Origin of the sequence: Dubosiella newyorkensis (genome assembly GCF_001945605.1) — a bacterium.
GTDB classification, from domain to species: Bacteria; Bacillota_I; Bacilli_A; order Erysipelotrichales; family Erysipelotrichaceae; genus Dubosiella; species Dubosiella newyorkensis.
Map to the genome: position 1 here is coordinate 1 of NZ_MPKA01000135.1, position 21,279 is coordinate 21,279.

Annotated in this window: 26 protein-coding genes; 22 read left to right on the top strand and 4 right to left on the bottom strand. The window is 44.2% G+C overall.

Features of this window, described 5'->3' with window-relative positions; genetic code table 11:
* The 3 genes from BO225_RS11310 to BO225_RS11320 all read left to right on the top strand — a co-directional run.
* Positions 1 to 416, top strand: a 416-nt coding sequence (locus BO225_RS11310; RefSeq protein WP_158023755.1) for an ATP-binding protein, incomplete at its 5' end; no start/stop codon positions are given.
* Between the two features lie 355 nt (positions 417 to 771).
* Positions 772 to 1,302: a helix-turn-helix domain-containing protein gene (locus tag BO225_RS11315; RefSeq protein WP_076342309.1), complete on the top strand. Its 531-nt coding sequence runs from the start codon at positions 772 to 774 to the stop codon at positions 1,300 to 1,302.
* A 14-nt stretch (positions 1,303 to 1,316) separates the two neighbouring features.
* The gene (locus BO225_RS11320) at positions 1,317 to 2,198 is read left to right on the top strand and encodes an MBL fold metallo-hydrolase (RefSeq protein ID WP_076342310.1); all 882 of its coding nucleotides are present in this window, start codon (positions 1,317 to 1,319) and stop codon (positions 2,196 to 2,198) included.
* 4 nt (positions 2,199 to 2,202) lie between these two features.
* Here BO225_RS11320 and epsC read toward each other — a convergent pair whose 3' ends face one another.
* Positions 2,203 to 2,775 carry a serine O-acetyltransferase EpsC gene (gene epsC / locus BO225_RS11325; RefSeq protein ID WP_076342311.1) on the bottom strand — a complete coding sequence of 191 codons (573 nt, stop codon included), beginning with the start codon at positions 2,773 to 2,775 and terminating at the stop codon, positions 2,203 to 2,205.
* Between the two features lie 17 nt (positions 2,776 to 2,792).
* On the bottom strand, positions 2,793 to 3,791 hold the full coding sequence (locus BO225_RS11330; RefSeq protein WP_158023843.1) for an FAD:protein FMN transferase: 999 nt from the start codon (positions 3,789 to 3,791) through the stop codon (positions 2,793 to 2,795).
* Positions 3,792 to 4,024: 233 nt separating this feature from the next.
* Between BO225_RS11330 and BO225_RS11335 the strand changes: the two genes are divergently transcribed.
* The 7 genes from BO225_RS11335 to BO225_RS11365 are packed head-to-tail and all read left to right on the top strand — an operon-like array spanning position 4,025 to position 8,749.
* Complete coding sequence (locus BO225_RS11335; RefSeq protein WP_076342313.1) at positions 4,025 to 5,314, top strand: RnfABCDGE type electron transport complex subunit C; 1,290 nt, start codon at positions 4,025 to 4,027, stop codon at positions 5,312 to 5,314.
* 11 nt (positions 5,315 to 5,325) lie between these two features.
* The gene (locus BO225_RS11340) at positions 5,326 to 6,498 is read left to right on the top strand and encodes an RnfABCDGE type electron transport complex subunit D (protein WP_076342314.1); all 1,173 of its coding nucleotides are present in this window, start codon (positions 5,326 to 5,328) and stop codon (positions 6,496 to 6,498) included.
* On the top strand, positions 6,495 to 7,004 hold the full coding sequence (locus tag BO225_RS11345) for an RnfABCDGE type electron transport complex subunit G (protein ID WP_076342315.1): 510 nt from the start codon (positions 6,495 to 6,497) through the stop codon (positions 7,002 to 7,004). The genes BO225_RS11340 and BO225_RS11345 overlap by 4 nt, the downstream gene beginning before the upstream one ends.
* A 9-nt stretch (positions 7,005 to 7,013) precedes the next feature.
* A complete protein-coding gene (rsxE, locus tag BO225_RS11350; protein ID WP_076342316.1) occupies positions 7,014 to 7,673 on the top strand; it encodes an electron transport complex subunit RsxE in 660 nt (219 codons plus the stop codon).
* A 1-nt stretch (position 7,674) separates the two neighbouring features.
* Entirely contained in the window at positions 7,675 to 8,250 is a 576-nt protein-coding gene (rsxA, locus tag BO225_RS11355) for an electron transport complex subunit RsxA (protein WP_076342317.1), read from the top strand.
* Positions 8,250 to 8,429 (top strand): hypothetical protein, encoded by a 180-nt coding sequence (locus tag BO225_RS11360; RefSeq protein ID WP_076342318.1) that lies wholly within the window; start codon positions 8,250 to 8,252, stop codon positions 8,427 to 8,429. Before rsxA ends, BO225_RS11360 begins: the two co-directional genes overlap by 1 nt.
* Before the next feature lie 14 nt (positions 8,430 to 8,443).
* Entirely contained in the window at positions 8,444 to 8,749 is a 306-nt protein-coding gene (locus BO225_RS11365) for a (Fe-S)-binding protein (protein WP_076342319.1), read from the top strand.
* A 50-nt stretch (positions 8,750 to 8,799) separates the two neighbouring features.
* On the opposite strand, the gene BO225_RS11370 is transcribed toward BO225_RS11365, so the two are convergent.
* Positions 8,800 to 9,360 (bottom strand): VanZ family protein, encoded by a 561-nt coding sequence (locus tag BO225_RS11370; RefSeq protein WP_076342320.1) that lies wholly within the window; start codon positions 9,358 to 9,360, stop codon positions 8,800 to 8,802.
* Positions 9,357 to 11,006, bottom strand: coding sequence for an Rqc2 family fibronectin-binding protein (locus BO225_RS11375; RefSeq protein ID WP_076342321.1), 1,650 nt, complete (start codon positions 11,004 to 11,006; stop codon positions 9,357 to 9,359). Before BO225_RS11375 ends, BO225_RS11370 begins: the two co-directional genes overlap by 4 nt.
* 97 nt (positions 11,007 to 11,103) lie before the next feature.
* On the opposite strand from BO225_RS11375, the gene gmk reads away from it, so the two are divergent.
* The 12 genes from gmk to BO225_RS12810 all read left to right on the top strand — a co-directional run bounded on the left by gmk (position 11,104) and on the right by BO225_RS12810 (position 21,161).
* Positions 11,104 to 11,688 carry a guanylate kinase gene (gmk, locus tag BO225_RS11380; RefSeq protein ID WP_076342322.1) on the top strand — a complete coding sequence of 195 codons (585 nt, stop codon included), beginning with the start codon at positions 11,104 to 11,106 and terminating at the stop codon, positions 11,686 to 11,688.
* A gap of 93 nt (positions 11,689 to 11,781) precedes the next feature.
* Positions 11,782 to 12,240, top strand: a complete 459-nt coding sequence (gene rimP / locus BO225_RS11385) for a ribosome maturation factor RimP (RefSeq protein ID WP_076342323.1) — start codon at positions 11,782 to 11,784, stop codon at positions 12,238 to 12,240.
* A 12-nt stretch (positions 12,241 to 12,252) separates the two neighbouring features.
* Positions 12,253 to 13,881: a transcription termination factor NusA gene (gene nusA / locus BO225_RS11390; protein ID WP_076342324.1), complete on the top strand. Its 1,629-nt coding sequence runs from the start codon at positions 12,253 to 12,255 to the stop codon at positions 13,879 to 13,881.
* An 8-nt stretch (positions 13,882 to 13,889) separates the two neighbouring features.
* Complete coding sequence (gene rnpM, locus BO225_RS11395) at positions 13,890 to 14,147, top strand: RNase P modulator RnpM (protein ID WP_076342325.1); 258 nt, start codon at positions 13,890 to 13,892, stop codon at positions 14,145 to 14,147.
* Complete coding sequence (locus BO225_RS11400) at positions 14,140 to 14,430, top strand: L7Ae/L30e/S12e/Gadd45 family ribosomal protein (protein WP_083632203.1); 291 nt, start codon at positions 14,140 to 14,142, stop codon at positions 14,428 to 14,430. Before rnpM ends, BO225_RS11400 begins: the two co-directional genes overlap by 8 nt.
* A gap of 8 nt (positions 14,431 to 14,438) precedes the next feature.
* Complete coding sequence (infB, locus tag BO225_RS11405; protein ID WP_076342327.1) at positions 14,439 to 16,295, top strand: translation initiation factor IF-2; 1,857 nt, start codon at positions 14,439 to 14,441, stop codon at positions 16,293 to 16,295.
* Positions 16,295 to 16,645, top strand: coding sequence for a 30S ribosome-binding factor RbfA (gene rbfA, locus BO225_RS11410; RefSeq protein WP_076342328.1), 351 nt, complete (start codon positions 16,295 to 16,297; stop codon positions 16,643 to 16,645). The genes infB and rbfA overlap by 1 nt, the downstream gene beginning before the upstream one ends.
* 186 nt (positions 16,646 to 16,831) lie before the next feature.
* Positions 16,832 to 17,089 (top strand): hypothetical protein, encoded by a 258-nt coding sequence (locus BO225_RS11415; RefSeq protein WP_076342329.1) that lies wholly within the window; start codon positions 16,832 to 16,834, stop codon positions 17,087 to 17,089.
* 207 nt (positions 17,090 to 17,296) lie between these two features.
* Positions 17,297 to 19,165 (top strand): mucin-binding protein, encoded by a 1,869-nt coding sequence (locus BO225_RS11420; protein WP_076342330.1) that lies wholly within the window; start codon positions 17,297 to 17,299, stop codon positions 19,163 to 19,165.
* Between the two features lie 260 nt (positions 19,166 to 19,425).
* Positions 19,426 to 20,025: an AAA family ATPase gene (locus tag BO225_RS11425; protein ID WP_076342331.1), complete on the top strand. Its 600-nt coding sequence runs from the start codon at positions 19,426 to 19,428 to the stop codon at positions 20,023 to 20,025.
* Positions 20,009 to 20,941, top strand: coding sequence for a zinc-dependent peptidase (locus BO225_RS11430; RefSeq protein ID WP_076342332.1), 933 nt, complete (start codon positions 20,009 to 20,011; stop codon positions 20,939 to 20,941). Before BO225_RS11425 ends, BO225_RS11430 begins: the two co-directional genes overlap by 17 nt.
* Before the next feature lie 88 nt (positions 20,942 to 21,029).
* The gene (locus tag BO225_RS12810) at positions 21,030 to 21,161 is read left to right on the top strand and encodes a transposase (protein ID WP_233120260.1); all 132 of its coding nucleotides are present in this window, start codon (positions 21,030 to 21,032) and stop codon (positions 21,159 to 21,161) included.
* Positions 21,162 to 21,279: the final 118 nt, after the last annotated feature.

A 21,279-nucleotide genomic window follows, 5' to 3' on the forward strand; every position in this document is an offset into this window, starting at 1 on the left:
TGGCCGTGAGCCTGGGAATCGAAGCCGCCAAGAAGAGGAACAGCACCTACTTCATCAAATGCCACGACCTCATCCAGCAGCTGAGAAAAGCCAACGAAGAAAATCGGCTGGAAAACCGTTTGAAGAATTACAGCCGGTACAAGCTGCTGATTATCGACGAAATCGGGTATCTGCCGATCACAAAAGAAGAGTCGAAACTGTTCTTTCAGCTGATCGACAAACGATACGAACAGAAAAGCACGATACTGACAACCAATATCGGCTTTGGCGAATGGGACGAGATATTTCAGGACCCCGTTATGGCCAATGCGATCCTGGACAGGATCCTGCATCATGCGCATGTCGTGTCCATTACCGGAAAGTCTTATCGGATGAAAGACCATATCAAGAAGAAGCCGCACACAAAGCAGGAATAAAGCAAATTGGTCAAAATCGAAAGAAGGATCAAAAGATCCTTCAGGACCTTTCAAACAAAATTGAGCATTTTTATCTCATCGAATTTGTACATTTTTAACTTGACATCTACATAAAATATGTAGGAGAGTGTCTGTTTTATATTGTCGGTATTATTCTTGCGATCCTCGTGATCTTGAAATAGTTGAGATGTGCTCAAAGCAATATAAGTGAACATGGACGCAAGCCAATCAAGTAAGCCAGGAGGAATAAACTCTTGGCTTTTTTGGAACCTAAACTATAGAAAAGACAGTTTTTTTATCGTGGGAAGGATGTTATAATATAAAAAAAGATGTAAAAGCATCTTTCGAGGAGCCTATGATCGGAGAACAACTGAAAAAAATTCGCAAACAAAAGAACCTGACCCTAGAACAAGTGTCTGCTCTCACATCCGTAAGCAAACCGATGCTCGGACAAATCGAACGCAGCCGATCAGTCCCGACCATCACGACGCTATGGAAGATCGCGACCGGGCTCAAAGTCCCATTATCCACGTTTCTGGTCGAAGAAGAGACCAAATATACGATCATCGATCAAAAAAAAGAAGAACCAATCTTAAGTGAAAAAGGAAAAATGCGCGCCTATACGATCTTTCCCTACGATCCGCTTCGAAACTTCGAAACGTTTTATATCGAGTTCGATCCAGAATGTAAACATATTTCTTTACCCCATGATGAAAATGTGGAAGAAACGATCTTTGTGATCGAAGGGGAATTAACCATGAAACTGAAAGAAGAAGAGATCCAACTGAAAAAAGGACAAGCGATCCGTTTTTTCGCCAATATCGAACACACCTACCAAAACAAGAACGATCAGATCTGCAAGATCTATAATACGATCTTTTACTAAAAAAGGAGAAAATAATGTACGAACTAAAACAAGTTGGAAAAAACACCTATTATATTGAATCTCCAGCCAAAATCGGGATCTATGTGACAGAAGATTCATCCGTGTATTTGATCGACAGCGGAAACGACAAAGAAGCCGCCAAAAAAGTGAAAAAAATCTTAGAAGCGAAGAACTGGAAACTCAAAGCGATTTTGAATACCCACTCCAACGCCGATCATATCGGAGGAAACCGATATCTTCAAAATCAAACCCACTGCAAGATCTATGCACCCGCAATCGAAGACGCCTTTACACGACATCCGATCCTAGAACCTTCTTTTCTATATGGCGGATATCCGTGCAAAGATCTACGCCACAAATTTTTAATGGCCAAAGAAAGTGATGCAACACCAATTACCGACCCGGACTTTCCAAAAGAAATCGAGATCCTACCGCTACCTGGCCACTTTATGAATATGGTGGGCTATAAAACGAAGGACGAAGTGATCTTCTTAGCCGATTGTCTGAGTTCAAAACAGACACTGGACAAATACCAAATCAGTTTCATCTACGATGTTGAAGCCTACTTAAAAACACTTGAAACAGTAAAAAACCTTCAAGCCAAATGTTTCGTTCCCTCACACGCCAACGCATGCGAAGAAATATCGACCCTTGCGGAAATAAACATCCAAAAAGTATACGAGATCGCCAATACGATCCTTGCGATCTGTCAAAATGAAACAACAGAAGCAGAACTTTTAAAGACCATCTTCGACACGTATGATCTGACGATGAATTTTGAACAATATGTCCTTGTGGGGAGCACGATCCGCTCCTATCTTTCATGGCTGAAGGATACTGGAAAAATAGACGCTTTCTTCCAAGACAATTGTTTAGTATGGAAAACAAAGAGCTAGGAATTCAATGTCCTAGCTCTTTGTGTTCGTTTCTCAATTGGGCAAGCGCGTTGTTGATCTCCTTTTGTTCACGAACCGGATAGGCCGGAGAAGGGATCATTGTCGTATACGGCTCTACCGATTTGATGATGATCGAGCCAGCGCCGATCTTGCAGCCTTTATGAAGCACGATATTTCCGATCACTTTACTTCCAGCACCGATCACCACATCCTCTTCGACAGTCGGATGCCGTTTGCCGCTCACTTTCCCTGTCGCCCCCAACGTAACACCTTGATAGATCATTACGCGATCATGGATCACGCATGTCTCGCCAATCACGACACCGCTGCCATGATCAATAAAAACATCTTTGCCGATCACGGCTCCAGGATGAATATCGATCCCCGTCTTTCTTTGCGCTCTCAAAGAAAGGATACGAGCCAGCGCAGGATGTTTTGGATACAATTTATGCGTAAAATAATGCGTATTCAACGCCTTGAAGCCAGGCATGAAAAAAATCTCGACCGTACTGTGCAAAGAAGGATCTAAACGCTTGATCGTCTTGATCTGCCCTTTGACAAACTGAATAAAACCCATATACGATCCTCCTGTGCTCAGCTTAGACGAAGCGAATCCTTTAAACCATCTGTACAATAGATCGCGTATCGATCCGTTGTGAATTGTGGAACGAGTCCATCGATTTTTTGATCAAGATTTACGATCCATACAGCTTGCAAGTGATTGGCTTTGCAGAAGTCCATTCCTTCTTTGACAGGCATGCAGAATAGAGTCGTGCTCATCGCATCGGCCCATGCCGATTTATCATGCGTATCGATCACAGTGACACTACGCATATATTCGGAAGGATATCCGGTCGTTGGATCGATGATATGACTATACTTTTTACCATCCACTTCCATATACCGCTGATAGTCTCCGGAAGTGACCATCACGACAGGACCCTTCGTCACAAATTGTACGACACTATCCGACTCGTCGGGAGATTGGATGCCAATGACCCAATCTTTGCCGTTGAGCTTTTCACCAAGAAGAACGACATTGCCCCCGGCATTAATATAGCCATTGTTCAATCCCGCTTCATTCAATTTTTTGGCCGCGACGCCCGCCGTGTATCCTTTGGCGATCCCGCCAAGATCGAGCTTCAAGTTTGGATCCGTGAACTTTACCGTATCGCCACTGATCTTGATCGCTTGAATGCCATCATGCTTTTTGGCCTCTTCAATATCTGTTGCGCTTGGCACATAAGGCGTTTTTGCCTCTCGTGCATCGTGCCACAAACTCAACACTTTTCCTTCAGAAACATCGAAGCGTTGATCAAGCTCGCCTGCCTTGATCGCAAGATCAAGACAATCAATCATTGCTGGATCGACTTTGACAGGATGCGAATACGCTTCTTGATTCAGAGTATAGACGTTGTTGATCCCTTCATACGAATGATATTGGTCAAAGATCTCGTTATACTCTCTAAACGTATCCTTTAAGATCGATTCATACTTGGCAAACTGTTCTGGCGTACATGTGGCCTGGAAGGAAATCGGCGTATCGAAGCCTAAGTCGGTATACGTTTCGTTATACAATTTTGTCTTGCTCATCGAAGAGCGCGAACTCATAAAGGTAACTAAGCCAAAGATCAACACTAAAAAGCAAAGTGAACCAAAAATCCACAGCTTAATATGTGAAGTCTGTTTTTTTTGTTTATTTTGTTCCATGGTCCCATTATACAAAAAAGAGAAAGAATCCTAAAATCAAGTGAACACTTGTTTGCAATCGCTTAAAAAGTAGAATAGAATAATTTCTGTATAACTAATGGAGGTAAGGGAAATCTATGTCACTTTTTCTTGGAAAAATGTGCGAACGGATCCCTGGTCACAAGTCAGCGACCGATCATGAGTCCATATTAGATATCATGCCGACTAAAGAAGTCTATATTCCTTTAGTCGCTGGAAACAATACTAACTTCGAGATCCTCGTCAATGAAGGGGATCAAGTTTATATTGGTACGAAGCTGGCCCAAACCAAAACGGGATTCAACGTTCCGATCTATTCAAGTGTTTCCGGAACATATACGGGACAAACAAAACGAATGCATTCTTCGCTCCGTCCGCAAAATCACATGGTCATTCAAATCGACCACAAACAAACAGCGATACAAGCTTTCGAACCGATCCAATATGAGAACGCGAGCGCAGAAGAGCTTCTCGAATTTACAAAAAATTCTGGTTTGGTTGGATTGGGAGGAGCTGGTTTTCCTACGTATGTTAAATACTTGAAGCCAGAAGGTATCCATACGATCTTGATCAACGCGGTCGAATGCGAACCATACATCACAGCCGACTATAAACTCGTCATGAACGATCCAAAGCACTTGATCGATGGCGCCAAGATCATGAAAAAAATGGCTAACGCTCAACATGCGTACATCTGCATCAAAAAGAATCATCCCGATATGATCGATATCGTCAAACAAGCCGCTCAAGGCAGCGATATCGAAGTGAAGGAAGTGCCAAATGTCTATCCGATGGGGTGGGAGAGAGTGCTCGTCCGCGAAGTCATGAAAAAAGAATACGACAAATTGCCAAGTGAAGCAGGCGTGATCGTCAATAATGCCGGAACGGCGATCGAGCTTGCAAGAATGATGGAATATGGCGAAGCGATCGCTAACAAAATCGTCACCGTATCAGGCGAAGCGGTCAAACGACCGATCAATGTCCGCGTTCCTGTAGGAATGCCAGTAAAAGAAATCTTCGAGCAAACTGGCTTCAACACCGATTCTGTCCGTTTGATGGCAGGCGGACCGATGATGGGAAAAGTCATTCCGAACGATATGTTCGTGATCGACCGCGCCATGAACGCGCTCACGATCCTTCCTGGAACCGTCGACGATGCTATCGCATGTCTACGCTGTGGTAGCTGTTCGGATCATTGTCCTGCCGGATTGCAGCCAGTGCGGATCGCGAACGCTGTCAAAGAAGGCAATCTTGAAGAAATGGAACGCCGCCAGGCGATGAGCTGTATCGAATGTGGCCTTTGCACCTACATATGTCCTAGCCACATCGAAGTCACAGAAAACGTGCGCAAAGCAAAACGGGCATTGGCTTTGCAGAAAAAGAAGTAGGGGGATGAAGTATGAAGTTTAATTTCCACGTCAGCCCGAACTTGAAAGGAAAACAAACCACGCAACAGATCATGCGCGATCTAACGATCGGACTTCTCGTCATCTTTCTTTGCGCATGTATCTATTATGGAATGAATTATGGAATGCGTTATGTTCTCCAATTGTTCCTTTTGCTGGCTTGTTCTCTATTGACAACTTTGGTGTGTGAAGCGATCTACGCCAAGATCTTAAAAATCGATATTAAAACTTTTTTGAAAAATTCATTTGGCTGGGTGACGGCGATCATCTTGACGATGATGTGCCCGATCTCCATCACGCCATTCGCTTTGATCATTGCCACGATCTTCGCGATCGTGATCGGACGCCTTCTTTTTGGCGGGTTTGGTCAAAACATCTTCAATCCAGCCGCTGTTGGACGAGCTGTCATCTTCGCCGCGTTTGCTGGCGCCACGACAGACCTTGTCACATCAGCCACGCCAACGGCGACGATCGCCAGCAACTATCATTGGCTTCCGGCAACGCCAGAAGTATTCGATAGTTTCTTGAGCGAATATGGTGGATTCTGGAATTTATTCCTCGGAAATTATCCTGGGGCGATCGGAGAAACCTTCACCTTGGCGATCTTGGTCGTAGGCATTTTCTTGATCGTTCGTCATGTCATCGATTGGCGTGTACCTGTCATGTATCTAGGCACGATCATCGTGATGACAGCGATCATCGCTCTTGTTTCAGGAATCGAATCGTACAATGGGATCCCAGCCTTGCTTTGGTATCCGGCCCTTCACTTAGTGACAGGAGGAATCGTGTTTGGAGCGGTGTTCATGCTTACCGACCCAGTCACCAACCCAACAAGCGCTGCAGGCCGTGTGTTCTTCGCGATGGGTGCAGCGATCCTGACCGTTCTTTTAAGAATGAAGGCGAACTTGCCAGAAGGCTGTCTGTATTCGATCTTGTTGATGAATATGTTCACGCCAATGATCGAGTCAGCGATGGATGGCAATCAGCTCAAGATCGCGAAAAAAGTTTGGATCACATTCGCTTGCTTCTGCGTTTTAGCCCTTGGCGTTTCTTTCTTTGCTGGAAGTAGCGTAGAACCAGTTCGCGAACTGAATACATCGTCTTCTGCAACAAACGGAGCCACGGCCTTTGAAATGCCAACGATCCAAGAGGAGGTCTCTTTATGAAAAAGATCATCCATCTCACTGTGTTCTTAGCGCTCGTCTCTGCGATCGCAGGCGGAGCCCTCGCCTACGCCAACCAGCTAACAGCGCCGATCATTCAAGAAAACAACGAACGAGCTGAAAAACAAGTGCTCTTGGAAATGTATCCAAAAGCGAAAGTCGACGACTTTGAGATCATGGATGTCACGGTCGACAACCCAACAGTCAATAAGATCTACAGCTATGAAAACAACTATATCTTTAATATGTCTGTGTCTGGCTACAAAGATGGAACGACATTCTTGGTAGCGATCGACAAAGACAATGGACAGATCACTGCTTTTAAAGCTATTTCGAATGGCGATACAAAAGGCATTGGTTCAAAAGTTACAGAAAGCGCATTTGCGGAAAGCTTGATCGGAAAAGAATCCAATGGGGAATTGGATACGATTTCAGGAGCGACTGTGACTTCGACACCAGTGATCGAAGGAATTCATGAGGCGAGCGATATCGTCGCCGAAATCGATTAAGGGGGATGTATGAACCGATTTGAAAATTTTAAAGCGGGCTTGATCAAAGACAACCCCGTCTTCGGCTTATATTTAGGAATTTGTTCGACTCTTGCCATCACGACAACAGTCAACAACGCGATTGGTATGGGCGCGGCCGTTATCATGGTCTTGGTGCTCTCGAATATGATCATTTCCGCGATCCGCAAGATCGTGCCAGATGATATTCGTATTCCAGTCTTTATCGTGATCATCGCAACACTCGTAAAAATCATCCAAATGCTCATCGAAGCGTACGCGCCAGCGTTGAACACTTCGCTTGGCGTGTTTATTCCGCTCATCGTCGTGAACTGTATCATTCTTGGGCGCGCGGAAGCGTTCGCCAGCAAGCATGGTGTCCTTGATTCCGCATTGGATGGAATCGGAATGGGTCTAGGCTATACGGTGGCTGTCATCGCGATGTCGTTTATTCGTGAAGTTTTATCCACAGGCATCTTGAATATCGTCAATCCGTTCAACGATGCGCAAGTTTGGTTGAATGTCACCTTGATCCCGGCGGATTATACGATCCCGCTCTTTAATTCGCCTGTAGGCGCCTTTATCACATTTGCGTTATTAGCAGCCGCTTTGAGCGCCTATAAAACACATGCCGATAAAAAAGCGGAAGCCAAAGCAAAGGAGGTAAAGTAAGATGTCCGAATTGATCACATTGTTTGTCACGAGCGTATTGATCAACAACGTCGTTTTGAACCAATTCTTAGGAATGTGTCCATTCATGGGTGTATCCAAGAAAAGAAGTTCTGCGATCGGTATGGGTCTTGCGGTTATCTTCGTTATCGTCGTTGCCGCTCTTATCACCTACGCGATCTACTATTGGATCCTCGTTCCGCTCAATTTGCAGTACATGGATTTGATCGCTTTCATTCTAGTCATCGCTTCTTTAGTGCAGTTGACAGAGATGTTTATCAAAAAAACAAGTCCAGCCCTCTATAAATCATTAGGGGTGTACTTGCCGTTGATCACGACCAACTGTGTCGTATTGAACGTATGCTTGGTCAATATTTCAAACAGTTATGATTTTGCTCATATGCTCGTTTATTCGATTGGTACGCCAATTGGTTTCGCGCTCGTTCTCTATATCTTCTCGACGATTCGGGAACGACTCGATATCGCCAATGTGCCAAATCCATTAAAAGGAAATCCGATCGCGATGATCGTGGCCGCTATCATGGCCATGGCGTTCAGCGGATTTGCAGGCATCGTATAATGGAATTAAAATCAGCGCTTGGAGCGATCGTCGTCTTTGGAAGTCTTGTCGGCGTATACATCACGTTATACAAGCTCAATAAAAAGACGCCGCTTCCTCCAGGATGCGAAGATCTAAAAGCGGATTGTGAAGGCTGCCACGATTATGCCTGCACGAACAATCCGCATCATGAACGATAAGAAAGGAGCTACGTATGGGTACAGCGATCATAATGATGCTCGTTTTAGGCGCCGTATTAGGCTTAGGCCTAGGTCTTGCCAGCAAGTTCTTGCATGTGGAAGCCGATCCAAGAATCGACTACGTATCAGCCCTTCTTCCTAACTACAATTGTGGCGGATGCGGCTATGCTGGATGTTCAGCGCTGGCGGAAGCAATGGTGGAAGGCGAAGTTTCTGACTTCAAATGCAAGCCATGCAAAGCCGATAAAAAAGCGGAAATCATCGACTACTTAAAAAACACCCCAGGACCAGAAGGGGAAACGGTAACGATCAAAGGATAGAGAAATCTATCCTTTTTTTGTATATAAAAAAGAGGCGTTTCTGCCTCTGATCAATACCAATAAAATAAGAAAAACCGACCAATATTCAAGACGAAGATAAACAGAAACAGCCATCGAAGCGGCAGCTTGTACGATCCAATCTTTTTGAAGAATACAAAATAGATCAACCATCCGATGAAAACACCGAACGTGTTCATGATCAAATCATCCACATCGCTCACTCTTTCATTGAACAACTGGGAAAACTCAATGAACAGCGAACCAAGAAAACCGCACCCCATAGTTTCTAGAAATGGATGCTTTTCCTTGAACAATAAGGGAATCAAAACCCCGAAAGGAACAAAAAGCACGACATTCAAAACGTAGCCGATCTTCGAAATCCCGGTCGAAAACGGGACAAAATTCAAATTGAGATCCGCGGATGTAAAATCCAAAATATCAAAAATCGTGCTCGGATCGGTGAAGTGAAGCATGCCAGCGATATAGACACCAAAAGTCACGAGCAGATAAAACAGCGGATTGCTGATGTAAAGCATCCCTTTTTTCTTCAAATGATTTAAAAGAAAGAAATAGGGAAGAAAGCTCGTCAAAAATTCGAACGTATTGATCATGAACGAACTTGATACCTCTCAATCCAATGTTCGACGAGCGATTCATCCGGATCGATGTAGATCGTCTTATACGATTTCATCGTCACAAAGCCGATCTTAGAGCCAGGGACCTTCTTCAGCTGAGAAATCGTCGTATAGTCGACAGGAACCGAACTCGAGTGCCTTCCTTTCGAAAAGTAAGTCGCCAACATCGCGCACATCCGAATGAGAGACTCGTCCACCTCTTCGCTTTTCAACAATACATGCGAACCATGATAATCTTTGACATGGAACCAGACATCGTTTTTATTGCCTAAATGATGCGTGATATAGTTGTTCTGCAAGTTGTTCTTGCCAACATAAATATCCGCTTCATCTACTTTTAAATGTAAGACATGGGGACGCTTCGGCTTCTTTTTCCCTTTCGCCGCTTTTTTAGGAAGCAAATATTTATTTTTGATCAATTCCTCCCGGATCTCGAGACCATCTTCCCAAGAAGCGTGTTGCAGCTGTTCTTTGAGCTGCGTGAAATATTCGATATCCTCCTGGCAGCGCGCGATCTGCTCTTCTAAAATCGAAAGCGAACGCTTCATCTTATGATATTTCTGGTAATATTTGTTTGCGTTTTGTTTCAAATCAAAACGCATATCGATCGGGATCTTCACATCCTTGCCGCTTTCGAAATCCGGAAGCGTGACGATCTTTTCTTTCTCGATTGTTCCCATATAGGCGAAAAGTAGATCGCCATACACTTGATATTTTTGATAATCTTTCGCGCTGAGCAAAGAACTCTCCAATTTTGGAAGTTTCTTCAAATGCTTGTTGAGTTCCTGATCAACGATCCGAAAGACATCTCCGCATTGCTCCTTGATCCGAACTTTCGCTTCATTATAGGCATACAATTTATCGAGCCCATCCATCAAAGAATAGACTTTCGCCTCTTTTTGAAGATGCAAGAGAGGAAGGACATGGAAATTCTTTTCATCATACACATATAAGTTTTGCGAAGAAAACAAGGCGTCGTTGATCTCTTCCAAAGGCTCTTCCTGATGAAGACGATAAAGATACTCTTTGCTCAATAAAGGCGAGAAGCCTTGTACTTGCTTGGTCAAAGGGGAATCAAGATCTAGCTCTTCAAGTTTGACACGATCGATCGTGTATCTTTTTTCCTGTGGAGGCAACATATATTTTGCGCCAGGATGGATCAACCGCTTCGAATTTTCAAATACGGGGATCCGCTTGAGTGCGTCAATGATCGTCCCACCCTCATCGACTAGGATCAAGTTGGCATACTTACCCATCAATTCCGCATAGAGTTTAAGATCTTTCGCATCTCCAAGTTCATTATGCCCTTTGATATGAAAGATCAAGATCCGATCGAAACCAGCCTGATTGATCGAGTCGACGATCCCTTGCGAAAGGTATTTTCGAAGAACCATCACGAAGTTGGACGGATTGGGCTGCGTATTCAAACCATGATCATGAAAATAGATCCGATTCGTATTCGAATGAACATTGATGATCAAACGGACATTTCCTAATTTTTGAGTATGGATATGAAGAACGATTTCTTCTTCGCTTAAATTTTGGATCTTGCCGATCTTTCCCGATTCAAGATCCTTGAGCTGCCTGCTCAAGCAATGCAGCATGAGGCCATCGAGTGCCACGAACGATCCCTCCTTTCAACATACCTATCTATTATACAGAAATCTAGCTTTGACACCAACTAGGACTAGGACTAAAATAATTGAAAAGGAGAAAGATATGCACAAAGGCTTATTGATCATTTTGAGCGGACCGAGCGGCGTAGGCAAAGGAACGATCCGCAAATACTTCGAAAAAGATGAACGTCTCAATCTTGCGTATTCGACCTCGATGACGACAAGAAAACCAAGAGATGGGGAAGTGGATGGAAAAGATTATTTCTTCACTTCCAAGGAAAATTTCCAAGAGGCGATCAAAAAAGGAGAATTGCTGGAGTACGCGGAGTTTGTCGGCAACTTTTATGGAACACCGCTCAGTGAAGTCGAACGCTTGAGGAACGAAGGCAAGAACGTGCTTCTTGAAATCGAAGTGCAAGGGGCGCTTCAAGTCCAGGAAAAATGTCCAGACGCGATCTCGATCTTCATCATTCCGCCTTCTATGGAAGAGCTGGAAAAAAGGATACGAGGCAGAAAATCAGAGCCAGAAGAGATCATCCAGCAAAGGCTTTCCAAGGCGGCCAACGAAATGAAAATGGTGCCAAACTATAAATATATCGTCTGCAACGATGATCCAAAGCTCGCGGCTGAGCTGATCGAGACGATCGTATTGCGAAATATCGAGCTTGAAGCAAACAAAGAGGTCTAACCTTGCAAAAGGATAGATGGTGTGGTACATTAGGGACGATAGGAAACGAGGAGTGGGCTGGCCCACTCCTTCAATTTTGAAAAGAGGAAAAGTATGGAACATTTGAAAGAATGGATCGAACAAGTCTTGAATGACAATGGCTGCTCTCTCTATGAACTTGAATGGCTCAAAGAAGAAGTGACCCCAATTCTTCGTGTATCGATCGAAAAAAAAGGTGGTTCTGTCGATTTGGATACGTGCACGCAGTGTTCAGACGCGATCAGTGCCATGCTCGATGAAAAAGATTGGAACGACAACGAGTATTTGCTCGAAGTCTGCTCGCCAGGGGCGGAGCGCGAACTCAAAAACTACGATCAGATCAAAGCCCAAGAAAACGGCTACGTATTTGTAAAACTCAAAAATCCGAAACAAGGAGTCGATCAAGTTTTTGGTGATCTCGTTCACGTCGAACCCGAAGTGATCACCCTCTCTTATAAAGTCAAGGGACGTCCAAAAAAGATCACGATCGAAATGGACAATATCCAGCTGATCAAGACAGCTGTCAAACTATAGGAGTGAAGAAGCATGAAAGCGAAATCAAAAAGCCCTAAACTCAAAGTAGAAGCTTTGACTAGCGCCCTTCAAGGGATCGAAAGCAACCATCAATTGGACAAAGCGACGATCGAAGAAGCCTTGAAGGAGGCGCTGACCAAAGCGTACCAAAAACAAGCGAAGCTCTCTGTCAAAAGCAACGACTTGAGAGATGTCATGGTCAAAGTCGAGATCGTCAATGGAATCATCCATATTTATCAGCAGCGCGAAGTCATGAACGATGACGACATCGAAGACGACGAACTCGAGATCTCGCTCGAAGAAGCGCGTAAGATCAAACCGGACGCCAAGATCGGCGATATGATCGATGAAGAAGTCGATTTCACGACATTCGATCGAGCCGCAGTCGTTCTCGCCAAAAATGTCATGAAACAAAAGATCCGCGAAGCGGAAAAACAGCTCGTCTATGAAGAATATTGCGATAAGGTCGATGAAATGGTCAGTGGTGTCGTAGAAACCGTTGAAGAAAAATTCATTCTAGTCGATTTAGGAAAGACCTACGCGATCATGACGAAAAACGATCAGATCCCGACAGAAACCTATAAAGAAGGAGAGCGGATCAACGTCGTCATCACCGAAGTCAATAAAGAAACAAAAGGCGCCCAAGTCCACGTGTCTCGTTCCACTCCCGTCTTTGTAAGACGCTTGTTTGAACGAGAAGTGCCGGAAATCTACAATGGAACGATCGAGATCAAAGCGATCGCCAGGGATCCTGGAGAAAGATGCAAGATTGCCGTGCATTCCCATAACGAGAATATCGATCCGATCGGCGCTTGTATCGGCCCAAGAGGCGCTCGTGTACAGGCGATCATCAATGAGCTCAACGGAGAAAAGATCGACATCTTCGAATGGTCGGACAATATCGCCACGCTCATTTCCAACGCGCTCTCTCCAAGCGAAGGAGTCGCTGTCATTCCAAACGACAATGTGAAAGATGGCTTGATCGTCGTCGTACCAGACAATCAGCTTTCTCTTGCGATCGGAAAAGGCGGAAAGAACGCCCGTTTAGCTGTCAAGCTTTCCGGCCATAAGATCGATATCAAGTCGCAATCCGAAATGGATGCTCTTGGCATCGACTATATGGGCATCGCCGCCAAGATGCAGGAAGAATACGAAGCGAAGAAAGCGAAAGAAAGAGCCTATAAACAGCAAGAAAAGATCAAAGCGCTCAAAGAAAGCAACGACGAGATCGAAAATGTCGATGTGGCTGAATTCGATTACGACGAGGAAGAAGAAGAAAACGCGCCAGTCGAAAGCTTGTTCGAAACCGAAAAGAACCGGGAGCTTTCGGAAATGGAAGAAGCGGCCCGTCTTGCCAAAGAAAAACGCAAATCCGGTCATGAAGTCAAAGAATACACTTCTAAATTCGAAGAGTTCGCCGGCACTGGAAAACCAGAACCAAAAGCGTTTGTCACAGAAGTTAAAAAAGAAGAGCCTAAAGTGGAAAGTCCAAAAGAAGAAGTCAAGAAAGCCATTGTCGAAGGCATCAAGCCGATCTATTCGGATGAAGAGTTGGCCGAGATCGAAGAGAGCGAATACGACGATGATGTCTGGGACGATGATATCGACTACGAAGAATACGATTCGTACTATGATGATTAGAGGTCAGAATGCGAAAAATACCGATGAGAAAATGTGTCGTGACCAACGAACGCTTTCCTAAAAAAGAATTGATCCGCGTCGTTCGCACGCCAGAAGGCAAAGTCGTGATCGATACGACCGGAAAGAAAAACGGACATGGCGCTTATATCCAAAAATCAAAAGAAACCTTTGAGAAAGCCAAAAAGAACAAAGCGCTCGCGCGCGCTTTAGAAATCGAGATCCCCGAAGAGATCTATACACAGCTCGAGGCGATGCTTGATGAATAAAATGATTTCAATGATCCAAATGGCGATGCGCGCAAGAAAGGTCGCGACAGGCGATCAAGTCATTTCGAGCATTCAAAGCCGCAAGGCGAAGCTCGTGCTCTACTCCTCGAGTTGCGGAGAGAACAAAAGCAAGAAGCTGATCGACAAATGCGCCACATTCTATGTGCCGATCTATGAAATCGACGCCAAAGACTTTGACGCGATCTCAAATTCGCCGATCTCTTCGCTTTCCATCTTGGATGAAAACTTCGCGAAGGGAATATTGAAACATAGGAAAGGATGAGTGATTCAATGGCAAAACCACAACAAAAACGAAAACCAACCAATAAACGAGGACATAATAATCGAAACAACCGGCCGCACAACAGCGCTCCAAGAAGGAGCCACGATTATCCTACCGAGATCACATACTCCAATGCGCTCAGCGTAGGACAGCTCGCCGAGCTCATGAAACGCAATAGCTCAGAACTCATCAAGTTCTTGTTCATGATGGGAAACATGTCGACGATCAACACGGTCCTTTCCGATGAAGAAGTCGAATTGATCTGCATGGAATTCAATGTCACTCCGCATAAAGAAGTCGTGATCGATGAAGACGATATCGAAGAACAAATCGACAAAATGGAATTCGATGAATCCGAATTGAAGCCGCGTCCACCAGTCGTAACGATTATGGGACACGTCGACCATGGAAAGACGACTTTGCTTGACACGATCCGGAAAACCCATGTGACCACTGGCGAATTTGGAGGCATCACCCAACATATTGGCGCGTACCAAGTCAATTTGAACAATCGCAAGATCACGTTTTTAGACACACCAGGCCATGAAGCGTTCACCGCTATGCGTGCTCGAGGCGCGCAGATCACCGATATCGTCGTTTTGATCGTCGCTGCTGATGATGGAGTCATGCCGCAAACAAAAGAGTCGATCGACCACGCAAGAGCCGCAGGTGTACCAATTGTCGTAGCCGTCAACAAAATCGATAAGCCAGGCGCCAATCCGGACAAAGTCATGGCGGAACTCGCTGATAATGGCGTCATGCCAGAAGAATGGGGCGGAGACACGATCTTCACCCAGATCTCGGCGCGCAGCGGAGAAGGGGTCAACGATCTTTTGGAAACGATCCTTTTAGTCGCGGATATGCAAGAACTGAAAGCCAATCCGGACACGAATGCGACAGGAACGGTCGTGGAAGCCAAGCTCGACAAAGGGCGAGGACCGGTAGCGACTTTGCTCGTGCAACAAGGAACGCTTCATACAGGAGATAGTGTTGTTGTTGGTACAAGCTATGGGCGTGTTCGTAAAATGAGCAACGATAAAGGAATGGAAATCAAGACGGCAACGCCATCGATGCCAGTCGAGATCATTGGTCTGAATGAAGTGCCTCGCGCAGGCGATGTCTTCATGACCTATGATTCGTATAAAAAGGCAAGCGAGATCGCCAACCATCGTTTAGAAAAACAAATCGAGAAAGAACGAAACCAATCCAGCGCGCTCTCTCTTGAAGATCTCGCCCGTCAAATCAATGAAGGCGATGTCAAAGATATCAACATTTTGATCAAAGCCGATGTGCAAGGTTCTGCCGAAGCGCTCAAGGCAAGCATGGAAAAGCTCGATGTCGATACGGTCCGTGTCAATGTGATCCGCTCGACCGTGGGAACGATCACAGAATCCGATATCATGCTCGCCAGCGCCTCCAACGCCATCATTTATGGATTCAATATTCGTCCAACGGCTGCGATCCGCAAAAAAGCCGAAGAAGAAGGCGTCGAGATCCGTTTACACAACATTATCTATAAAGCGCTGGAAGAATTGGAAAGCGCCATGAAAGGTATGCTTGCTCCAGTTTATGAGGAAGTCGTGATCGGACAAGCCGAAGTTCGTCAAATTTATAAAGTTTCGAAAGTTGGAACGATCGCCGGATGCATGGTCACAGATGGAGCGATCCGCCGAGATTGTTCGGTCCGCCTCATCCGTGATGGAATCGTGATTTATACAGGCAAGCTCGGTTCTTTGCGTCGATTCGAAAATGACGTCAAAGAAGTGACAAGCGGCTATGAATGCGGTATGACGATCGAAAACTTCAACGACATCAAAGTCGACGATATCATTGAAGCCTTTGAAGATCAGGAAGTGAAAGAATAATGGCAACTGTAAAACAAGACCGCATGGATTCGATCTTGACAAAAGAGATCTCCCGGATCCTGCAGTTCGAATTAAAAAACCCGAAATTAGGCTTTGTGACTGTGACCGATGTGCACTGCACACGTGATATGTCGCAAGCGAAGGTGTATGTATCTTTTCTTGGCCAGCAAGAACGCAATGACGCGGGAATGAAGATCTTGAATCAATCTAAAGGATTTATTCGATCCACGATCGCGAAAAATGTGAAAATGCGGAAAGTGCCAGAATTGATCTTTGTACAAGATACATCGTTGGAACAAGGTCGAAAGATCGAAAAGATCATTCAGGAAATCAATGAGAAAGAGGCTTAGCCTCTTTTTTTAAATATAATGTTATATTGAGTATAAGAGCATTAAAGTTATATTTTCTCTAACTTAGAAATATCATATAGTTGTAAACGAATTCACTCTTGTTCTTAAGCCTGAAATTCCAGCAGGCTTTTTTTAAAATGAAAAGAATTCACCAACTTCAAATTTAGAAGTTTTAGGAGGTAGACTATGAATCATACTAAACGTGACGAGCACTCAAATTCGTGGAATCTTGCTAAAAAAACAGTTTTTACGATCAGTGGTCTTTTGTTTTCGTCGTTTTTGATGCAGCTGCCTATTTACGCGGAAGGACAAGATGCTGTCGATCCCGTTCAAGAAGTCGAAAAAGAAACGAGTCATGAAGAAGGACAAAACTCACCAAATGAATCAAGTTTAGAAAGCCTCCATGAAGACTTGTCTGATCAGCCCAAAAACTTCCTCCTATAATCGAAGAAAATACCAAAGAGCCATCTTTCTCGCTCGATAACCCAGAATCTGTGAACCAACCAGCAACGCAAGAGGAAGCGCCAAGTAAGTTCAAGATCAACCAAAAAACGAAGCGACTCCAAGGATAGAAGCGGATGCGCAGTCATCTACTCCAGAAAAACAAAACAGCGTGGCGACACTCGATTTTATGATCAAGTCGAAGGCTCTTTGTTAGAGACAAAAACGTATACAAGCTATGTTGGCGATCCGATCGGGCTTCCTTCCAAAGAACAGCTCGAAGCGGAATATCCAAGCACAAAATATACGATCGTTTCCGGAATGTGGGATATTGATCCAATCTATCAAACCGACAGCAATAATAACCAATTCAAATTGTATTTAGGCCACGTATTTAAGGAAGAGGTCCGTGAAAAAGATGTTCATGTAACGACAGAGTTTCTAGATTACGAAACCAATGCCGTCCTTCATGCTCCAATCACGCAGACCGCTCATTTTGAACGAACATGCAAAGTCGATCAAGTCAATGGCAACTTCGTTTGGGGACCAGAACCCGATCCGTTCCAATTAAAAGGGATCGATTTGAGCTCTTTAGGTATCTATGAACAAGGGTATAGGCCTAAACCGTGGAAAATCTCGAGCAATTTGATCGTGCATTATGATGATCTTGACGATACGCAAAGCGTTGTTGAATACTTCGCCAAAGGGTATGTCGCTACGATCAATTTTTATGATGACAGCGTCGATCCAAGCAAGAACGTGTTCTCGATCCATTATAAACATCGGCTTCTGCACGATACCTACGATGAAGATGTCACACGGACGATCCATTTGATCGATCAAATCAATCAAAAAGAGATCGCCGATCCGATCCAACAAATCGTGCATTTTAGCCTTCCTGGTGTTTACGGCTATCACGCCAAGGAATGGACATGGGATTGGGATCATTTTAACGATACATCATCTTGGAAGGTGCTGAGTGCGAAAGAAATTAAAGACTATTTGGCGACTCAAAACAACGATCGATATATTTTGCTGAGCGATCCTGTACCGGCCCAGACTGTCGTCTATGATGAAAACGACACCGATCAAACGGTTGATCTCTACTTTGTGCCTGCCTATCAAGCCATTTTAAGATGGGTCGATGAAACGACTGGAAAAACGCTGGAAACATGGACTTCAAAAGAAGGAAAAGCGAACGATTCGATCGTTTTTGACGAAAACGTCCAACAGACGCTCGATCATTATCAAACACTTTATTATGATCTCGTATCCAATCCGATCAAAGAAGGGCTTGTATTGAATGACGATCCGACTTTGAACGGTTACGCCATCTATTTAAAGCATCAGATCAAAACCGAACGTGTAAGCAATACTGTCAAAGTGCCAATCGATCTTTTGGCTGGCGATCCAAATGACAAAACAACATGGAAGCTATTGCACCACGATGAATGGAGCCATACGTTCTATCGGCCTCAATACACCGATTTTGTTACTGGCGTGATCACATTTGGGGTATACGAGGATCCAAAAGAAGTGATGTTCGAATATACATTCCCGACTTTTGAAGGATACATGAAGCCTGATCCAGCACAATTTAGTCCGATGAAGGTCACGTGCGATGATGAAACAGGTTTTTTGAGCATACAACAATTTTATATTCGCATCAAAGAAGCTGTACTGAATTTTATCGACGACGACCAAGACGGAAAGATCGTTTGGAGCCAGAAAGCGACGATCGCCGAACACAAGCCGATCGAATTCGTCTATCGGGATTACTATAAAAAATGGTTTTCGGATCATGGCATGAAGGTTGTTTCGGATAATTATGAAAAGCGGATCATCAATATGGATGATCCGGCGAAAAACATCTTCGAGATCCATCTAGAACATGTCAAATCGCCAACGACATTTACAAAAAAAGTGACGCGCACGATCCATTTTATCGATCAAGCCAATCAAAACGTATTGAAAGATCCGGTCGAACAAACCGTGACCTTCATATTGCAAGGAACAAAAGACGAATGGAGTCAAGAAACGACATGGGACTGGGATCACTTCAGCAACATCCAAGAATAGAGCGCTTATCAAGCGCCGGTTGCTAAAAACAACACAAGTCGAGAAGAACATCAAACGGAGATCCCGGCTTATACAAAAAAAGCAACCTCTTCTTCGGTGCCTACAGTTGTTCATACAGGTATATTCCAAAGTCTGGTCGGCATGGCTGCTTCCTTGTTTGGGATTTCATTATTCAAAAAACATAAAAAGGAGTAAAGAGGCGAATGCCTCTTTTTCCTTGCTTTTGGATTTGGTAGGATAATGATTGGGAGGGGAAAAGGATGAAAAGAATCGTTTTGATGGGAGGTCCAGGAGGAGGAAAAAGCGAAACGCTTTACTACTTGAAGGACGTCTTTCAAAAACAAGGGTATTCAACCTATATCGATACAGAAACGTGCACGGATGTCTTAAAGAGCGGCTTTACGATCGAAAATCAAGGGATCTATCGTTTTCAGAAGTTGATTTTCGAGATCCAGAAGGCAAAAGAAGACGCGTATGTTAAAGCGCTGAAAAATCAAGAAGACGCGATCTTGTTCATTGATCGCTGCTTGTACGATCATGCAGGTTTTTTGGATCACGAAGATTTCCTGCGTCTTTTAGAAGAGGAAAGTGTAGAACTGGATTCGATCCAGGAGCGATATGATTTGATCTTGTTCTTAGAGACGAGCGCGAAAATTGAAAAATATGTGCAGCTTAGCAATCCTGTCCGGATGGAAAATAGGCAGGAGGCGCTTCTTTCCAATGCAGCTTTAAAAAAAGCGGCTTCCTATTTTCCGAACACGAAATTCGTCGAAGCGCAAGATACGATCGAGATCAAACAAGAAAAGGCGAGACAAATCGTGGACGAGTTTTTAAGAGGTGAAGATGAAACGAGTCGTTAAAGCGTTTTTTTCGTTCGTTTCGACTTTTATCGTATTGTATTTTGGGTATGATCTTCTCGTAGGGGCTTTGATGACGTATCCATTTTCTTGGCAAGAAATCGAAATCTCGCGTTTCTTGTTGCATTTGCTAAGAATGGTCGATCCGCTCGGGATCGCTTTGGTTTTCGCATGCTGGAATGGGATCGTGACTCTTTTTAAGCTGCATGTCCTTTCGATGGTCGTGTTAGCTGTGCTTCTTGGTGTTGGCATTTCTCGTTATTATGAGCCGCTTGTCTCGTTCATGAAGGGTGAGTATTTTTCTTTTTTGCATCAAGACGCGCTTTTATCTTTGGAGCAAGGCAATCAAGAATATGGCCAGATCTTCGAGCGGGAAGGTTATCCTTCGCTTGTGTTTATGAGCGACGAGACGATCAGCGATGAATATGTGGATTCGCTCATTCAAGATTCTCTAGAGAAAGTTCCGAAAGAGGCGTTGAACAAAGTAAGCGCGATCCGCTTCATGGATGAAGCTTATTTTCGGCAAGAAGAGATCACGCGGCAAAATCCGAATGTCGTTGGATTCGCGAACAGTGCCGATTTCAGCATTACGATTTTGAGAAACGATCGGACAGAGCCTTATATCGATCTTTCGATTCCAGAAAAGGTCATGTTCCCTAGTGATTATTATACGGATACGCTCTTGCATGAGCTAGGTCATATCGTGGATTATCAAGAGCCGTATTCTCAGCATTTTTTAAGTGAAAACGAGGATTTTCAATCGCTTTACGATGTCGAGGGAAGTCAGCTCAACGCTTATGGCGCGAGTTCTCCGGCTGAATTTTTCGCGGAAAGCTACAAATACTATCTTCGTTATCCCGACTTGATGGAGGAAAAGATCCCATTGACACAAGCGTATTTCGCTTCGATCGAACAATAGAAAGAAGAAGTCTATAGATTGATAAGCTCCCCTAATAGTAGACACGCCAAACAACTAAATTTGGAGGTCCTATTAGGGGGCTTTTTATATGGGAAGAAAATCAAAATACACTATAGATTTTAAATTATCTGTTGTTGACCGCTATTTAAATAAAGGAGAAGGATCCGTCACGATTGGAAAAGATTTAAATCTTAATCCAAACACTGTAATGAATGGGTAAAACAATTTCAAAAGTCGGATGCTGAAGCTTTTCTGGAGAAACCAAGAAATCAATCCTATTCAAAAGAATTCAAAATACAAGTGATTGAGGAATATTTGGCAGGAGGATGTTCGTATCC

What these genes read in the sequence shown, in the direction of transcription:
- BO225_RS11335 (WP_076342313.1), top strand. Translation starts at nt 4,025, where the DNA reads ATGTCACTTTTTCTTGGAAAAATGTGCGAACGGATCCCTGGTCACAAG.
- BO225_RS11345 (WP_076342315.1), top strand. Translation starts at nt 6,495, where the DNA reads ATGAAAAAGATCATCCATCTCACTGTGTTCTTAGCGCTCGTCTCTGCG.
- rimP (WP_076342323.1), top strand. Translation starts at nt 11,782, where the DNA reads ATGGAACATTTGAAAGAATGGATCGAACAAGTCTTGAATGACAATGGC.
- BO225_RS11425 (WP_076342331.1), top strand. Translation starts at nt 19,426, where the DNA reads ATGAAAAGAATCGTTTTGATGGGAGGTCCAGGAGGAGGAAAAAGCGAA.
- rsxE (WP_076342316.1), top strand. Translation starts at nt 7,014, where the DNA reads ATGAACCGATTTGAAAATTTTAAAGCGGGCTTGATCAAAGACAACCCC.
- nusA (WP_076342324.1), top strand. Translation starts at nt 12,253, where the DNA reads ATGAAAGCGAAATCAAAAAGCCCTAAACTCAAAGTAGAAGCTTTGACT.
- BO225_RS11360 (WP_076342318.1), top strand. Translation starts at nt 8,250, where the DNA reads ATGGAATTAAAATCAGCGCTTGGAGCGATCGTCGTCTTTGGAAGTCTT.
- infB (WP_076342327.1), top strand. Translation starts at nt 14,439, where the DNA reads ATGGCAAAACCACAACAAAAACGAAAACCAACCAATAAACGAGGACAT.
- BO225_RS11330 (WP_158023843.1), bottom strand. Translation starts at nt 3,791, where the DNA reads ATGAGCAAGACAAAATTGTATAACGAAACGTATACCGACTTAGGCTTC.
- BO225_RS11370 (WP_076342320.1), bottom strand. Translation starts at nt 9,360, where the DNA reads ATGATCAATACGTTCGAATTTTTGACGAGCTTTCTTCCCTATTTCTTT.
- rbfA (WP_076342328.1), top strand. Translation starts at nt 16,295, where the DNA reads ATGGCAACTGTAAAACAAGACCGCATGGATTCGATCTTGACAAAAGAG.
- gmk (WP_076342322.1), top strand. Translation starts at nt 11,104, where the DNA reads ATGCACAAAGGCTTATTGATCATTTTGAGCGGACCGAGCGGCGTAGGC.
- BO225_RS11320 (WP_076342310.1), top strand. Translation starts at nt 1,317, where the DNA reads ATGTACGAACTAAAACAAGTTGGAAAAAACACCTATTATATTGAATCT.
- rsxA (WP_076342317.1), top strand. Translation starts at nt 7,675, where the DNA reads ATGTCCGAATTGATCACATTGTTTGTCACGAGCGTATTGATCAACAAC.
- BO225_RS11340 (WP_076342314.1), top strand. Translation starts at nt 5,326, where the DNA reads ATGAAGTTTAATTTCCACGTCAGCCCGAACTTGAAAGGAAAACAAACC.
- BO225_RS11315 (WP_076342309.1), top strand. Translation starts at nt 772, where the DNA reads ATGATCGGAGAACAACTGAAAAAAATTCGCAAACAAAAGAACCTGACC.
- BO225_RS12810 (WP_233120260.1), top strand. Translation starts at nt 21,030, where the DNA reads ATGGGAAGAAAATCAAAATACACTATAGATTTTAAATTATCTGTTGTT.
- rnpM (WP_076342325.1), top strand. Translation starts at nt 13,890, where the DNA reads ATGCGAAAAATACCGATGAGAAAATGTGTCGTGACCAACGAACGCTTT.
- BO225_RS11400 (WP_083632203.1), top strand. Translation starts at nt 14,140, where the DNA reads ATGAATAAAATGATTTCAATGATCCAAATGGCGATGCGCGCAAGAAAG.
- BO225_RS11430 (WP_076342332.1), top strand. Translation starts at nt 20,009, where the DNA reads ATGAAACGAGTCGTTAAAGCGTTTTTTTCGTTCGTTTCGACTTTTATC.
- BO225_RS11365 (WP_076342319.1), top strand. Translation starts at nt 8,444, where the DNA reads ATGGGTACAGCGATCATAATGATGCTCGTTTTAGGCGCCGTATTAGGC.
- epsC (WP_076342311.1), bottom strand. Translation starts at nt 2,775, where the DNA reads ATGGGTTTTATTCAGTTTGTCAAAGGGCAGATCAAGACGATCAAGCGT.
- BO225_RS11415 (WP_076342329.1), top strand. Translation starts at nt 16,832, where the DNA reads ATGAATCATACTAAACGTGACGAGCACTCAAATTCGTGGAATCTTGCT.